At 38.1% G+C, this 15,545-nt stretch carries 16 protein-coding genes; 1 reads left to right on the forward strand and 15 read right to left on the reverse strand.

Annotation, left to right across the window (positions count from 1 at the left end):
• Positions 1-23: 23 nt before the first annotated feature.
• The 4 genes from spoIID to I7822_RS09720 all read right to left on the reverse strand — a co-directional run bounded on the left by spoIID (position 24) and on the right by I7822_RS09720 (position 4,399).
• Positions 24-1,034: a stage II sporulation protein D gene (gene spoIID / locus I7822_RS09705; protein ID WP_372442137.1), complete on the reverse strand. Its 1,011-nt coding sequence runs from the start codon at positions 1,032-1,034 to the stop codon at positions 24-26.
• Positions 1,035-1,853: 819 nt separating this feature from the next.
• Positions 1,854-3,155 (reverse strand): UDP-N-acetylglucosamine 1-carboxyvinyltransferase, encoded by a 1,302-nt coding sequence (gene murA / locus I7822_RS09710; RefSeq protein WP_207977398.1) that lies wholly within the window; start codon positions 3,153-3,155, stop codon positions 1,854-1,856.
• 32 nt (positions 3,156-3,187) lie between these two features.
• Positions 3,188-3,919, reverse strand: coding sequence for a YwmB family TATA-box binding protein (locus I7822_RS09715; protein WP_207977400.1), 732 nt, complete (start codon positions 3,917-3,919; stop codon positions 3,188-3,190).
• Between the two features lie 249 nt (positions 3,920-4,168).
• Entirely contained in the window at positions 4,169-4,399 is a 231-nt protein-coding gene (locus tag I7822_RS09720; RefSeq protein ID WP_207977402.1) for a DUF1146 family protein, read from the reverse strand.
• 407 nt (positions 4,400-4,806) lie between these two features.
• Here I7822_RS09720 and I7822_RS09725 point away from each other — a divergent pair, with 407 nt between their 5' ends.
• Positions 4,807-5,304 (forward strand): YwmA family protein, encoded by a 498-nt coding sequence (locus I7822_RS09725; protein WP_207977404.1) that lies wholly within the window; start codon positions 4,807-4,809, stop codon positions 5,302-5,304.
• A gap of 280 nt (positions 5,305-5,584) precedes the next feature.
• On the opposite strand, the gene I7822_RS09730 is transcribed toward I7822_RS09725, so the two are convergent.
• The 11 genes from I7822_RS09730 to I7822_RS30215 all read right to left on the reverse strand — a co-directional run bounded on the left by I7822_RS09730 (position 5,585) and on the right by I7822_RS30215 (position 15,537).
• Positions 5,585-5,980 carry a F0F1 ATP synthase subunit epsilon gene (locus I7822_RS09730; RefSeq protein ID WP_207977405.1) on the reverse strand — a complete coding sequence of 132 codons (396 nt, stop codon included), beginning with the start codon at positions 5,978-5,980 and terminating at the stop codon, positions 5,585-5,587.
• A 25-nt stretch (positions 5,981-6,005) separates the two neighbouring features.
• On the reverse strand, positions 6,006-7,424 hold the full coding sequence (atpD, locus tag I7822_RS09735; RefSeq protein WP_207977407.1) for a F0F1 ATP synthase subunit beta: 1,419 nt from the start codon (positions 7,422-7,424) through the stop codon (positions 6,006-6,008).
• A gap of 177 nt (positions 7,425-7,601) precedes the next feature.
• Positions 7,602-8,459 carry a F0F1 ATP synthase subunit gamma gene (locus I7822_RS09740; RefSeq protein ID WP_207977409.1) on the reverse strand — a complete coding sequence of 286 codons (858 nt, stop codon included), beginning with the start codon at positions 8,457-8,459 and terminating at the stop codon, positions 7,602-7,604.
• Between the two features lie 96 nt (positions 8,460-8,555).
• Positions 8,556-10,064: a F0F1 ATP synthase subunit alpha gene (atpA, locus tag I7822_RS09745; protein ID WP_207977411.1), complete on the reverse strand. Its 1,509-nt coding sequence runs from the start codon at positions 10,062-10,064 to the stop codon at positions 8,556-8,558.
• A 15-nt stretch (positions 10,065-10,079) separates the two neighbouring features.
• On the reverse strand, positions 10,080-10,625 hold the full coding sequence (locus I7822_RS09750; RefSeq protein ID WP_207977413.1) for a F0F1 ATP synthase subunit delta: 546 nt from the start codon (positions 10,623-10,625) through the stop codon (positions 10,080-10,082).
• The gene (gene atpF / locus I7822_RS09755) at positions 10,622-11,143 is read right to left on the reverse strand and encodes a F0F1 ATP synthase subunit B (protein ID WP_207977415.1); all 522 of its coding nucleotides are present in this window, start codon (positions 11,141-11,143) and stop codon (positions 10,622-10,624) included. Before atpF ends, I7822_RS09750 begins: the two co-directional genes overlap by 4 nt.
• Positions 11,144-11,438: 295 nt before the next feature.
• Positions 11,439-11,651: a F0F1 ATP synthase subunit C gene (gene atpE / locus I7822_RS09760; protein ID WP_066230901.1), complete on the reverse strand. Its 213-nt coding sequence runs from the start codon at positions 11,649-11,651 to the stop codon at positions 11,439-11,441.
• Positions 11,652-11,728: 77 nt separating this feature from the next.
• Positions 11,729-12,463 carry a F0F1 ATP synthase subunit A gene (gene atpB / locus I7822_RS09765; RefSeq protein ID WP_207977417.1) on the reverse strand — a complete coding sequence of 245 codons (735 nt, stop codon included), beginning with the start codon at positions 12,461-12,463 and terminating at the stop codon, positions 11,729-11,731.
• Between the two features lie 21 nt (positions 12,464-12,484).
• Positions 12,485-12,853: an ATP synthase subunit I gene (locus I7822_RS09770; protein WP_207977419.1), complete on the reverse strand. Its 369-nt coding sequence runs from the start codon at positions 12,851-12,853 to the stop codon at positions 12,485-12,487.
• 7 nt (positions 12,854-12,860) lie between these two features.
• Positions 12,861-13,082: an AtpZ/AtpI family protein gene (locus I7822_RS09775; protein ID WP_207977421.1), complete on the reverse strand. Its 222-nt coding sequence runs from the start codon at positions 13,080-13,082 to the stop codon at positions 12,861-12,863.
• Between the two features lie 220 nt (positions 13,083-13,302).
• A complete protein-coding gene (locus I7822_RS30215) occupies positions 13,303-15,537 on the reverse strand; it encodes a S8 family serine peptidase (protein WP_207977423.1) in 2,235 nt (744 codons plus the stop codon).
• Positions 15,538-15,545: the final 8 nt, after the last annotated feature.

The following is a 15,545-nucleotide window of genomic DNA, read 5'->3' on the forward strand; positions in this document are numbered from 1 at the left end:
TGACTGCTTTTTCATCAAGACTATTAATTTTTTGCAGTATATTTCGTTAAAAATGGTTCTGCTGCAGAAATTTTTGTTCCTTGATAATAGTAGGATACAATATCATTATATTTTTTACCGTCTTCGGCCATAAAGTTTGCTCCATACTGACTCATGCCAACTCCATGTCCAAAGCCCTTCGTTTCAATTACCACCGAATCACCTTTCATTTCCCATGTGAAATCAGATGATTTTAACTCAAGCTTTTCTCTCACTTGTTTACCACTAAACTCTTTGCCACCTACCTCAACTGTTGCTACGCGCTTCCCAGGTGTCAGTCCGGTTATTTTTCCAACTGACCCATTATTATTTATATTAACTCCCAATTTGTTTTCAAATTCTTCAATGGAAATAACTTTTTGATCGTAGAATTTTGGTGAATCCTCATCCCACGTACTTTCAACACTTTTTAAATAAGGAATGGCTTCTGTCCAATATGCTTCAGAATTTTCCGTGTATCCATTGCTTGTTGAAAAGAATAGAGCATCGATTGGTTGATTTTCATATGTAAGAACTTTCCCTTGTGTTGCAGCAACGGCTTCTGTTATTTTCTCCAATTTCCATGTATAGTCGTCTCCCCATAGACTTTTTAACTCTTGAGGATTTTTATATACCTGGTGCATTTGTGTATCTGTTACAATAGATCCTTCTGGTGCGCTTAAAGTTTGATCATTCATTAATTGCTTCGTAATATACGTTCTAGCTGCTAACGCTTGAGCCTTCAAAGCTTCTGTTTCAAACTCTGCTGGCATTTCAGAAGCAACTACCCCGATGACATACTCTTCTAACGGAATATTTTCAATTTTTTTCGTTTGACTTCTATAAACAGGAACTGCAACTGGGGATTCCGCCAATACCGGTGCATCACTTTTAGCAACTGAAAGCTCTTTACCTAATTTCCCTTTGGATTGATCCATAAACGGAGTAACTAGTAGAGTTGGAATAAGGAGAATAATAATGAATAATGCGCCAAATGCAAAGAGAACTGGTTTCATTGATTTCATGTTTTAAGGCCTCCAATAAGATTTAGGTTGAGTTGATGACTGTTTATCTATAGTTCATCTTATGGGCATGGACAAGCAATTATGACAGGAAAAAACTTGGACAACACATTATTTTACGGTGGATGGACAAGGGAGTAGGGTGAGATATTTTTTAAGTGTTTAGATTGGGTTTTTTTGTGTTATGTAACCTTTTTGTGAAGGGCTAGGCTTGTAATAGACTTTAGAGGTTGCGTCAAAATATTGGCTTGTTGCGTCAATGCTTTGTCTTGTTTCGTCGTTTTGGTATTATGTCACGTCTTTTTGAAACTTTGTCTCGTCAATTCGGTACTTTGTCTCATCTTTCCTTTTTATTACGTCAATTCTTCGTCCTGTCTCGTCATTTTGGCACTTTGTTCAGTCAATTTGAAACTTTATCTCGTCAATTCGGTACTTTGTCTTGTCTTTTCCTTTTATAACGTCAATTCTTTGAACAATCTTGTCGTTTTGGCACAATGTCTCGTTAATTTGAAACTTTGTCTTTCCCTTTTATTACGTCAATTCTATGCTCTGTCTCGTCGTTTTGGCACTATGTTACGTCAATTTGGCACCTTGTCTCGTCTTTCCCCTTTCACTGCGCAAATTCAATACCTTCCACGTCTTTTGACCTTACGTTGCGCCTTCTCCAAATATCTCAACTTTTTCTCATTTTCATGTATAAACTCCAAGTAATATAGGTATTCTAGTAAAGTCGTGAAAAGAACGTTCCTGAGACAAAATTAAAAGAAGCAGGTTTCCGTTTAAGGCTCCTGCTTCTTTTATGAAGGCATATGATTAGTCTGATACAGCTGCTTGCTGATCAGATGTTGTTGGTATTTCTTCTTTCACACGTTCGATGTCAGCACCGATTGACGCAAGTTTCGTGTGGAAGTCTACATAACCTCTGTCTAGATGTTTAAGCTCTGTTACGCGTGTATGTCCCTCAGCACATAAGCCTGCAAGGATAAGTGCTGCACCTGCACGTAAGTCTGTAGCCGCAACTTCTGCTCCCTGTAATCCAACAGGACCATTGATGATGACAGAACGTCCTTCAATTTTAATATCTCCATTCATGCGACGGAATTCTTCAACATGCATGAAACGATTTTCAAAAACTGTTTCAGTGATCATACTAGTGCCATCTGCTTGTAAAAGGAGTGCCATCATTTGTGATTGCATATCTGTTGGGAATCCAGGATGTGGCATTGTTTTGATGTCGATTGATTTTAACTTTTCTGGTCCAATTACTCGTAGACCATCTTCTTCTTCTAAAATTTTAACTCCCATTTCTTCCATTTTAGCAACAAGAGATGTTAAATGTTCAGGCACTGCTCCTCGAACTAGTACATTTCCTCCAGTAATAGCAGCAGCAACCATAAATGTTCCTGCTTCAATACGGTCAGGAATAATTGTATGGTGTGCACCTTTTAGATATGCAACACCTTCGATACGGATTGTCCCTGTACCTGCACCGCGAATGATTCCACCCATTGCATTGATGTAATTCGCTAAATCTACAATTTCAGGTTCTTTAGCACAGTTTTCAATTACTGTTGTTCCTTCTGCAAGAGCAGCAGCCATAATGATATTTTCAGTAGCTCCAACACTTGGGAAATCAAGGTAAACGCGCGCACCTTTAAGTTTTCCGTTAACTTCTGCTTCTATAAAGCCGTTTCCTACTTTGATCGTTGCTCCCATTGCTTCAAAACCTTTTAAATGCTGATCAATTGGTCGTGAACCAATTGCGCATCCACCTGGTAATGCAACACGTGCACGACCATTACGAGCTAATAGTGCTCCCATTACTAATACTGAAGCACGCATTTTTCTTACATATTCAAATGGTGCTTCTGTCGTAAGCTCCTTTGATGCATCTACAATCACTTGATTATTTTCAAAATGGACATCTGCGCCTAAATATCGCAGAACTTCATTAATTGTATACACATCGGAGAGCGTAGGTACGTCACTGATGATACTTTTTTCTTCACTAGCTAACAAAGATGCAGCGATAACTGGTAAAACGGCGTTTTTTGCTCCTTCAACTTTCACGGTACCGTTTAACTTTTGACCGCCGCGGACGATGATTTTTTCCAAAGTATTCCCCTCCGCGTCCCAATTTCTCTATATTAATATTCAGACGTAATGATTGGTGTTCCTATTACAAGTGTAGTATTATCGCCCATTCCGTCCGTTCTCATTGCAATTTGTATGTTCATTTCATCGTTGTTTGTTGGAATAAAGTCTTCCCATAATGAGGTTTTTCCTGATACAGAAATAAAATCTGGTTCCTGAAGTTTTTCAACAGGACTAGCGTCAAATTCTTTTAACACTTCAATAGATTTTTCGTACAAACTAACTTTCATCTTATCATCAAGTAATCCTTCTACACAAGCAAAAGTTGTAACATTTTCGCGAAAAATGTCGAATGACTGTTTGGTAAAATATTCATTAACCTTGTTCCAGTTTGATTGCTTACCTTCACCAATGACCTCATAGAGGATATACGATTGTGATTGATTGTTTGTGAGGGTTGTTACTAATTGAAGCTTCTCAGTTACGTTTTCCTTTTCATTCACATAAACACCGATTGCTTTAGACACTTCATTGTCTTGCTCATACGCCCAATTATATTGACGATGCTGGTCTACAAATTGTTTCACTTCAGTAATTGACTTTTTATCGACAATCTTTTTGGAATACAAGGACCACTTATCAATTTGTACGTTCTGATTAAGCATTACTTCAGCAATATGTGAAATCTTTGCCTCATTTCCTTCTGCTCCTATATGATTAGTCACCAATGTAAACACAATAAACATTGTTGTAAAAGCCACAATTGCTATTTCTTTTTTTCTCATATACGATCACTTCCTCTCCTTAGTAACATTGTTACCGGATTAGAAGTAGACATACGTGGAAATAGTCGTCAATATTAGACAAAATTTAGCCACGGAATAAGAAAAATTGTTTATCGTATGCAAACACCTTTTTTAGATCTTCACGTTAATACGCTATAGGGTTGTATGTAGCGTGTATACCCTGATCAAAAAGCCTATAAACACTAATAGGAATAGCTTTTGCCATTGTGTTTCAATCGATTGCCTTGATTAAAATAACATAGGCAATGCTTGAGACCATAACAAGTAATCCAGGAAAAAATTACTAACCATAGATCCTATTGCAATTGTTAATAGTATTAAAAGTGCTCTTGCTTGTATTACTTTGCCCGATTTCATCCATTTCTCGATGTTCAATGCTTGTAAAGACCACCAGGTTATAGCCATAAAGCCAAGATTTACAATCATACTTATTAAAGCCATTTGGCCATAGTCGGGCATTCCGTTCATCCCTCCATTTTACAATCATAAAGACACAAAGCAACTTAAATCATACCTCATTTTTTTAAAAAAACAAGCTCATATTTACCTATAAAAAAGGGAAATGAAACCACTTTAACCATTTTTAACCTCGGTATATACCCTTGAACATTATATATAAAAAAAGGTGTAACATGATTGATTTTTTACTTTAACAAAAATTTAATGTATTTAAGTTATAATTTACAATTCATGATTTAAACTGACATTTTGTTCTACTTAATTTTACTATGGTCTGACCTCCAATAAATTCCTTAATTATGAATAAATTGTTACAGAATTATTGACCAACATTCTATGTTATACTTTGCGGGTATAACATTATTGCTTCCTAATCAAGGATACGCAAATAGAAAAGGGATGAGAAAATGGAGCCAATATTTGATAGTCAACGAGATGTGATATTCGAGTATGCAGATCAATTACCATTTTTTGATAACCTTTACGCTGCTCAAGCACACTACTATAATCAACGGAAGGAACAGCTTTTGCTTTTAGAAGAGATATGTAGAGAAGTTAACCTTTTCCTTGATTATTCACCAGATAGCCTAAACTATCTTGAGGAACTATACTTTCATTTTTTTCAAACAAATAAATTCTATGACTTTCAAATAAGCATCGAAGAGTTTGAGCAATTGATTAGTGTTTATTTGTGTGAGATAGTAATCCAAAAAAATAGTGAAAAAGCGGAATGGTTTGTAGAGGAATATTCTCATGTTGATCATAAGTACACAATGGGTATTCGCTATGGTCGCTATCATTTACACTTTCAGAATTTATTTACTCACCATTATTTATCACACAAGGATGCAAGTGGTCAGACGTTCTACAGGCGATTCTTAAGGATGAATAAGCACTGTAAGTAAGTGGATGAGGTAATACTCTTAAAACGCATTCTGACGCATTTAGAGAGGTCTGTTTAAATCTGAATAATGAGTTAGACATATCCCAATTACAAATGTGTGTAAGTGCCTTGATCAGCACCGCTAAGTAATAGATCGCTTATCAAAATGTGTATTTAACCTATAATTCCTTTTCGTCTAGAACCTTAAGATTTTGAAGCCTTGCGCAATTTTAAAAATTTCATTATCTATTAAAAAAAGGATGGTCGTAGAGCAAAAGCTCTATGACCATCCTTTTAATTATTTATTTCGTTACATCTAAACGGTTGATCGCACGTCGAAGTGCTAATTCAGCACGTTTAAAATCGATTTCATCTGTTTTTTGATTTAGACGCTCTTCAGCACGTTTTTTAGCTGCTTGGGCACGAGTTACATCAATCGACTCTGATTTTTCAGCTGCTTGAGCTAAAATCGTAACTTTGTCAGGTCGTACTTCAATAAAGCCGCCACTAACAGCAACGAGTTCAGTGCCGCTCCCTTGCTTTAGACGAACTGCTCCAATTTCAAGTGGAGCAACCATAGGAATATGACCTGGTAAGATACCAAGCTCACCACTTTGAGCTTTTACGCTCACCATTTCTACGTCTGCATCGTAAACTGGGCCATCGGGAGTAACGACATTGACTAATACTGTCTTCATACTCATACCCTCCTAGGTCCCAAAATTAGGCTTCTACACCCATTTGTTTTGCACTTTCGATTACTTCTTCAATACGTCCAACTAAACGGAACGCATCCTCTGGAAGGTGATCATACTTACCTTCAAGAATCTCTTTAAATCCACGAACTGTTTCTTTAACAGGAACATATGAACCAGCTTGACCAGTAAATTGTTCTGCAACGTGGAAGTTTTGAGATAAGAAGAATTGAACACGACGAGCACGAGCAACAGTTTGCTTATCTTCTTCAGAAAGCTCATCCATACCTAAAATGGCGATGATATCTTGAAGCTCTTTATAACGTTGTAATGTTTGTTGTACTTGTCTTGCTACAGCGTAATGCTCATCTCCAACGATTTCAGGTGATAAAGCACGTGAAGTCGAAGCAAGAGGATCCACCGCAGGGTAAATACCCATTTCAGATAATTTACGCTCTAAGTTTGTTGTTGCATCTAAGTGAGCAAATGTCGTTGCAGGAGCCGGATCCGTGTAGTCATCGGCTGGAACGTAAATTGCTTGGATAGATGTAACAGAACCTACATTAGTAGATGTGATACGCTCTTGTAATTGACCCATCTCAGTTGCTAAAGTTGGTTGGTAACCAACAGCAGATGGCATACGTCCAAGTAGGGCAGAAACCTCTGAACCTGCTTGTGTGAAACGGAAAATGTTATCCATGAAGAAAAGAACGTCCTGTCCTTGATCATCACGGAAATATTCAGCCATTGTAAGACCTGTTAAAGCAACACGCATACGTGCTCCAGGTGGCTCATTCATTTGACCGAATACCATTGCTGTTTTCTTAATAACTCCAGAGTCAGTCATCTCATGGTAAAGGTCATTACCTTCACGAGTACGCTCACCAACACCTGCGAATACAGAAATACCACCGTGCTCCTGTGCGATGTTGTTAATTAACTCCTGGATTAATACGGTTTTACCTACACCGGCACCACCGAATAGACCGATCTTACCACCTTTAATATATGGTGCAAGTAAGTCTACAACTTTAATTCCTGTTTCTAAAATTTCAACCTCAGTTGAAAGTTGATCGAATTTAGGAGCTTGTCTATGGATTGGATCACGACGAGATTCTGCAGGAATTGGCTCATCTAAGTCGATGTTATTTCCTAATACGTTAAATACACGACCTAACGTGATGTCTCCAACAGGTACTGAGATTGCTGCTCCTGTATCAGAAACTTCTGTTCCACGAACTAGTCCATCTGTAGATGACATTGCAACAGTACGTACTGTGTCGTCACCTAAATGTAGAGCTACCTCTAAAGTAAGGTCAATAGCGACTTCATTATCATTCGCTTCGGTTTTAATTGTAAGGGCATTATAAATGTCTGGAAGTTGACCACTCTCGAACTTTACGTCAACAACCGGACCCAAAATTTGAGTAATGCGTCCTTTATTCATCGTTTTCCCTCCTATCTTATAAGAAAAGCGCAAGGCCCGCCTATCGGCGACAAGCATAAGGCGAATAGGAATAGAAGGTGTTCTTTACCTTCAATTCCTATTTGACTAGAACCTAGAGCCGATGGCGCCTGGAGCTAGACACTGACACTAATTTCAAGTGTCTTAATGATCACGTATCTATTCTAGCGCTGCTGCTCCGCCTACGATTTCTGTAATTTCTTGTGTAATTGCAGCTTGACGTGCACGGTTGTATGTCAATGTAAGTCCATTAATAAGCTCTTTTGCATTGTCAGTAGCATTTTTCATTGCTGTCATACGAGCTGCATGCTCGGAAGCTTTACTATCGAGTAATGCTCCATAGATGAGACTTTCAGCATATTGTGGTAACAACACTTCTAAAATTTCTTCTTGATTTGGTTCAAACTCATATGATGTTAATTTATTGCTTGAAGAAATATCCGATAGCGGAAGAAGCTTCTTCTCTGTTACATCTTGTTGAATAGGACTTACAAAGTGGTTGTAATACATGTATAACTCATCAAACGTACCATCTGCGAACATGTTTACTGCGTTACTCGCAATATCCTTAATGTTTGCGAAGGATGTTTCATCACCAATACCAGTGATTTCAGAAATAACGTTCATTCCACGCTTTTTAAAGAAATCACGACCCATTTTACCGATTGCGATTACGACAAATTCATCATTCGATTTATGTCGTTTTTGAATCGTTTGGTAAACAGCACGTAAAACACTACTATTAAAAGCTCCTGCTAAGCCACGATCTGACGTAATGACTAAGTAACTAGTACGTTTAACAGGTCTGCTTTCTAGCATTGGATGACTTACATCAGAACTACCATTTGCAATGCTTGCAACAACCTCTTGAATTTTATTCATGTAAGGCCCAAATGCTTTTGCATTATTTTCTGCACGGTTTAGCTTTGCAGCAGAAACCATTTCCATTGCTTTTGTAATCTGACTTGTCTTTTTTGTTGAAGTAATTCTTGATTTTATGTCGCGTAATGATGCCAAAGGTTCTCACCACCTTTTTTAGAAAATCATCGGAATTTATAAAATAGAATGCTGTGTGAAAGCTATATAGCCTTCACACACGCACATGGTTGGTTATTATTCAGAAACAGCAAAAGTCTTTTTGAAACCTTGAATTGCTGCTTGTAGATCTTCATCTTTAGGAAGTCCGCCAGTCGTGCGAATTTCTTCAAGAAGAGCTTTGTTATTTTGATCTAAATATGCATTGAATTCATCTTCAAAGCGAGTGATATCTTCAACTGGGATATCATCTAAGAATCCACGAGTTAATGCATAAAGAATCGTTACTTGTTTTTCAACTGCTAATGGTTTGTTTAAACCTTGTTTAAGTACTTCAACAGTACGCGCACCACGATTTAATTTCGCTTGGGTTGCTTTATCAAGGTCAGAACCGAATTGAGCAAATGCTTCAAGTTCACGATAAGAAGCTAAATCTAGACGTAATGTACCAGCTACCTTCTTCATCGCTTTAATTTGAGCTGAACCACCAACACGAGATACAGATAGGCCTGCATTAATCGCTGGACGTACGCCAGAGAAGAAGAGGTCAGACTGAAGGAAGATTTGTCCATCAGTGATTGAAATAACGTTTGTTGGGATATAAGCCGAAACGTCACCTGCTTGTGTCTCAATGAAAGGTAATGCAGTTAATGAACCTGAGCCTTTTGCATCACTTAATTTTGCTGCACGCTCGAGTAAACGAGAATGCAAGTAGAAAACGTCACCAGGATATGCTTCACGACCTGGAGGACGACGAAGTAATAATGAAAGCTCACGGTATGCCGAAGCTTGTTTTGTAAGATCATCATATACAACAAGAACATGCTTGCCGTTATACATGAATTCTTCACCCATAGTTACCCCAGCATAAGGAGCTAAGAATAACATAGGAGCTGGTTGTGATGCAGAAGCAGTTACAACGATCGTGTAATCTAATGCACCATGCTTACGTAATGTTTCAACAACACCACGAACCGTTGATTCCTTTTGGCCAATTGCAACATAGATACAAACCATATCTTGATCTTTTTGATTCAAGATTGTGTCGATCGCAACAGCCGTTTTACCAGTTTGGCGGTCACCGATGATTAACTCACGTTGTCCACGACCAATTGGTACAAGAGCGTCGATCGCTTTAATACCAGTTTGAAGTGGTTCATGAACAGATTTACGGTCCATAACACCAGGTGCTGGACTTTCAATTGGTCTTGTTTTTGTTGTTTCAATTGGACCAAGTCCATCAACTGGTTGTCCCAATGAGTTTACAACACGACCGATTAATGCTTCACCTACAGGAACCTCCATGATGCGTCCTGTACGACGAACTTCATCACCTTCACGAATGTCTGTGTAAGGTCCTAAAATGATGATACCAACGTTATTTTCCTCTAAGTTCAAAGCCATACCCATAACGCCGTTTGCGAATTCTACAAGCTCTCCAGCCATGACATTGTCGAGGCCATGAGCACGAGCGATACCATCCCCAACTTGGATGACAGTACCAACATCGCTAACTTTTATATCAGACTGATAGTTCTCAATTTGCGCCTTTATCAGCGCGCTAATTTCTTCAGCTTTGATGCTCATGAGTTTCACCCCTATCTACAATCTATTTGCGACTAATTGTCGTTCTATACGTTCAAGCTTACTGCTTATACTGCCATCATAAATACGATTACCAATACGTAGCTTTACGCCACCTATTAGGTTCTTATCAACAACGTTTTGTAAACGAAGAGAAGTCTTGCCAATTTTCTTAGCAAAAGAAGTTGAAATTGATGTCAATTCAACATCTGTAAGTGGACGAACAGAGTATACAGTTGCATCCTCTGTACCACGCGCTTCATTTGCATGTTGCACGAAATAATTGACAACATCTGTTACAATATCTGAACGATGTCGATCAATTAAAATGTAAAGAGTATTTACTACCTGTTGTGTGAGGCTTGCAAATGATTCTTTTACAATTGACTTTTTCGTTTCATTTGTAACTTTAGGATGGTTAAGGACATCTATAAGTTCTTTATTCGCTGTAAATACTTGTTTTACAACGAGCAATTCATTTTCGATTTGATCGATTATGTTTTTTTCCTTTGCAAGTTGAAAAAGAGCTACTGCATAACGTTTCGCAACGATCCCTTTGCTCATCGACCTTCGCCTACCTCATTGATGTAGTCGCTGATCAATTTCTCTTGCTCTTGTTCATTCAACTCTTTTTCTATTACTTTAGAAGCAATTAATACTGATAAAGATGCAACCTGCCCGCGTAATGCCGCAATTGCTTGCTCTTTCTCTTGCTCGATTTCTTGTAATGCTGCATCTTTAAGACGGCCAGCTTCAGAACGAGCTGCTTGGATGATATCTTCCTTTTGTTGCTCACCAAGCTTTTTCGCATTTTCCACTAGAGCTTGAGCTTCCACACGTGCTTGTTTTAATAGATCACGTTGCTCTTCAACTAGCTTTTGTGCTTCAATATTTCTTTCTTCAGAACTATTAATTTCATTAGCAATATGCTCTTCACGTTGCTTCATTATGTTCATAACTGGTCCAAATGCAAATTTACCTAAAAGTGCAAGTAGGATTAAGAACATAACTAGCTGAAATACGATATCACCTGTGTTAAGGCCGCCAGTAGCCGCACCTAATGCTAAATCAAACGTTAACATAGCTCGGTTTCACTCCCTTCAAGAGTTCCATGATGGGTTGATAGTGTTCGGCTTCCGATGAACTTCGTATTTCTTCGTCAGCTCTTTCGTCAGCATCCTCACGTACGGTCGTACGCTGCGGTGCTTCCTCATTCGCTTCCTCGAACTACTCGTTCCTCGAAACCCTTTTATTCTGTATAAAGTTTAAAAGGTAAACTATTACTGTTATTCAAAAGTTTACGTATCTGTGCATAAAGGAAAGGCGAAGGTTCGCTTTGAATGATCTTCGCCATATTAATACTTTTTACTTATCGAATTATTGACCCATAACGATAAATGCGATAACTACCGCGATGATTGGAATCGCCTCTACTAATGCTACCCCGATGAACATTGTTGTTTGTAATACTCCACGCGCTTCAGGTTGACGTGCAATACCCTCTACTGTACGAGATACGATTAGACCGTTACCAATACCAGCACCTAGTGCCGCTAAACCAATTGCAATTGCAGCTGCTAATAAACCCATTGTTAAATTTCCTCCTTTAAATGTATGAAAAATAGTATTACTTTTACATTAGTTCAAATATATTGAACATATATTGATTAATGGTCATGACTCACTTTGTGTGCCAAATATACCATTGTTAACATAGTGAAGATAAATGCTTGGATTGCACCAACAAAGATACTAAATCCTTGCCAAACTAACATTGGAATTGCTGCAACAAGCGTACCAATAAATCCACTTCCAAAACTTTCTACATATCCGCTTGTTGCAAGGCTAACAAGCAAGCCTAATAAAATTTCACCTGCGTAAATATTCCCGTAAAGACGAAGACCAAGCGTTAATGTGTTCGCAAATTCTTCAATAATCTTAAGTGGGAACATGAAAGGCATCGGTTTGAAGAAGTCCTTTCCATACTCAGATACACCTTTCATCTTAACGCCATAATAATGTGATAATGCTACTACAAGAATAGCAAGTGTTAATGTGATGGCAGGATCTGCAGTAGGGGATTTCCACCATAAATCATGACCGACAACAATGGCAAATGGTAGTCCTAACATATTTGCTACAAAAACATACATTAATAATGTCATGCCTAACGTTAAAAACCTTCCACCTGTTTGCCAATCCATCGTACTGCCGATAATATTTTTTACAAAATCGACAACCCATTCAATAAAGTTCTGCATTCCCGTTGGTTTCATCGCTAATTTGCGTGTTGCTGCAAATGCGATTATGAAAACGATCAAACTAGCAATCGAAATCATTAATACGTTGGATAAATTAAAATTTAGTCCTAAAAATTCTACCACAGGAGCTTCGTGACCCAATAGATTCACCTCTCTTCCCAGCTAAGCGCGTGAATGTTGAATTGCATAATCTATCATAATAACGATATACATCGTCATTAATCCAATAATGACACTAACTAGATCGAAATAGTCAGGAAACTTAATAGCAAAAAAGACTGCAACACCAGCTGCTGCCATTCGCGATGTTGTTCCTAACGATCCCGCTTTTCTTCCTTCTTCAATGGCGCGATCAAACTGATTATGTTTTCTCACCATGATCCACAAATTATACAGAGTAATGCAAGTTCCTAGGATTAACCCTAGAAAAACAGACTGATATTCCGTAAAACCCCACCCAATTACATAGAGGGCTAGTAGATAAAATATGTACTTTCGATATCTGCGAAACATCAGATGCATATCAAACATGAAATGTTTATTCTCCTAAAGAATAGTGGTGGACCAATCTAAGCATGCCGTAGACTCCAGTAGCTAGTCCAAGCAGAAGGCCGACGATCAAAAAAAGCGGTTCTGTTTCAAAGTAATTGTCAATCCATTTTCCTCCAAAAATACCAATCAAGACTGAACCTACTAATTGGGAAAGGATTGCTGACATGAGGCCCATCGCATGAAGTGGATGGCGTTGTTTTTGACGCATTTTATAAATCCTCGCTACCAGATTTATAACGGATTTAGAGGTTGTAAACTGGGTTTTTTATTGACATTGTAAACCTTATCATTATACCCTCGTTTAGCATACAATAGCACATATGTGATGTCAATCTGTTTAAAGTTAAAATATTCACAAACTATTTGAAACATCACAAATCGTTCACATTTCAACCCGTCTCCCTCTTGACATTAATGAGTTTTGTGAATTATTCACCTAGTAAAATATCCACCTCAATCTGGTCCTCTTTTCCACTTTTTTTCGCAAAAATAATTGCTTTGTAAATTCCATCTTTTAATTCCAATGTCTCTTTCTTTACCTCTTTGACAAAAACTCCTCTAGGTACATTTCTATTCCAGTCTAAAAATCCAGCAAAGGTCATTGTATCTGGATCATATAAAGCAATTCCCATTTCATCAGCCCCACCCGGTAAATACATTTGGTATTTATATAGATCAGGCTGATCACCATTTGCCAATTCAAATCCCATTACTCGTGGATAATTAGGTTCATCAATCACAAAAATATAAGGAAGTTCTATAAGCCTTTCCTCTTGTTCGATTTGAATCCACCCTTGATGGATTCCTGGATTAATACGGTTTGGTGTTATATCAAGACTAATCGAAACCTCTCTTTTTTCTCCTGGTTTCACTGTTACTTTAGTAGGGAGATTCCATTGGATACCTGGCTTATAGACTGGTGTTTTAAAATAAATGGTTTGTTCATGATCTGATTGATTATCAAATGTAAGACTTTTTACTCCTTTTGTTCGGGTATGATTCGTATAGTATTGCCCAAATGTAAGTGAACCTGGATAAACTAGTACCTCTGCTTCAATTGCAGCTTTTACATTAATTCTACCTGTTCCTTGTTCATTCGGCATAAGCTTCTCATGTTGAGCATTTTCCAATGGTGTTGCTGTATTCATTAAGGATGCCTTAATTTGTTCAGGGCTCCAATCTGGATGTGCTTGTTTTATTAACGCACAGGCACCCGCTACATGTGGCGCTGACATACTTGTTCCTTGCAAGGCTAAATATCCACCGGGAACGGTACTATCTATAGCAACTCCTGGTGCAACAACATCTGGTTTTATCGCCCAAGTATTTGTAACTGGTCCCCTTGAGCTAAAATTAGCTAGTTCATCTTCTTCTTTCTTATATAATGTACGGATACTAGAATTTTGTTTAAGCTGCTTTTCTATCAATAAACCAGCTTCCTTTGAGATCGATACAACGGGAATATCTAATGGTATTTCTAGAGAACCAGAAAAACCTCCTGTTACATTATTATAAATAATAACTGCTTTGGCTCCTTGCTGTTTTGCATTACGAGCTTTTTCTGTAAAGGTCAATTTCCCTCTTTTTATTAAAATGATTTTGTCTCGCATTGTCTCGTTTAAATCTTCCTTTTCCCCCAGGCCGCCAAATACAATCGTATCTAAGCCTTTCAGCTCCCAAGGTTTTGCTCCTTGTAAAGAATTCATTGGGATTAATTCTTTCTCACCAGACATTTTTAAGTAGGGCATTTGCAGGGGCGGTGAGGATGCTCCAACAGAAATTGCCTTTGCTGAAGTACCAGGTGAACCAACCGTCCATACTCCTGGTCCTGAATTCCCACTAGAGGTTACAGCCACAATACCAGATTCTACTGCATGATCAAGGGCCAGGCTTGTTGGCCAATCAGGACCATTTACATTATTACCCAATGAAAGATTTATTATGTCTACTTTATCTTTAATCGCTCTTTCAATTGCGGCTATCACTTGATCAGATGTTCCCATACCACCAGGGCCTAATGCTCTGTATGCAATAATATCTGCCTCTGGAGCAATTCCTTTTAATTTACCATTAGCCGCAATAATACCAGCCACATGTGTGCCATGAATTGTTTCACTACCATTTGCCGCCATTGTTTCCATTGGATCTTTATCACCGTCAATTAAATCATAGCCACCTCGATAATTTCGATACAAATCGGGATGGTTGTAATCGACTCCTGTGTCAATGATAGCTACCTTTACACCTTTACCAGTGAGTCTGTGATCACTTTTGTCAAATAGCCCCCTTACATCATCCCCTCCAATAAATGGAACACTTTCATTTATATGTGGTAAATAGGAGACAACTTCACTTGAATGAAGCACAGCCTTATCATCTTGGATCACTTGCAGCTTTTTGTGAGGACCTTCTATTGAAAATCCATAGAATACATTTTGGTAGGTTTGATGGATCGTTAATTGCGGTTGTTCACTTATTTTCTTTTTAAGTTGATGAAACTGCTCTTTTTTTACGACTATCATTACCCTTTGAGTTTGTTCTTCTATATGATTCTCACTAGGAAGTGGTGGTCGTTTAGGATAGGTTTCACCATTTGTTGTGGCAGTGAAGGATATTAGTAGTAATAAAATTATGTAAGGAATACCTTTCTTGATAATTCCCATCTAATTCC

Origin of the sequence: Metabacillus bambusae (assembly GCF_017497975.1) — a bacterium.
Taxonomy (GTDB): Bacteria; Bacillota; Bacilli; order Bacillales; family Bacillaceae; genus Metabacillus; species Metabacillus bambusae.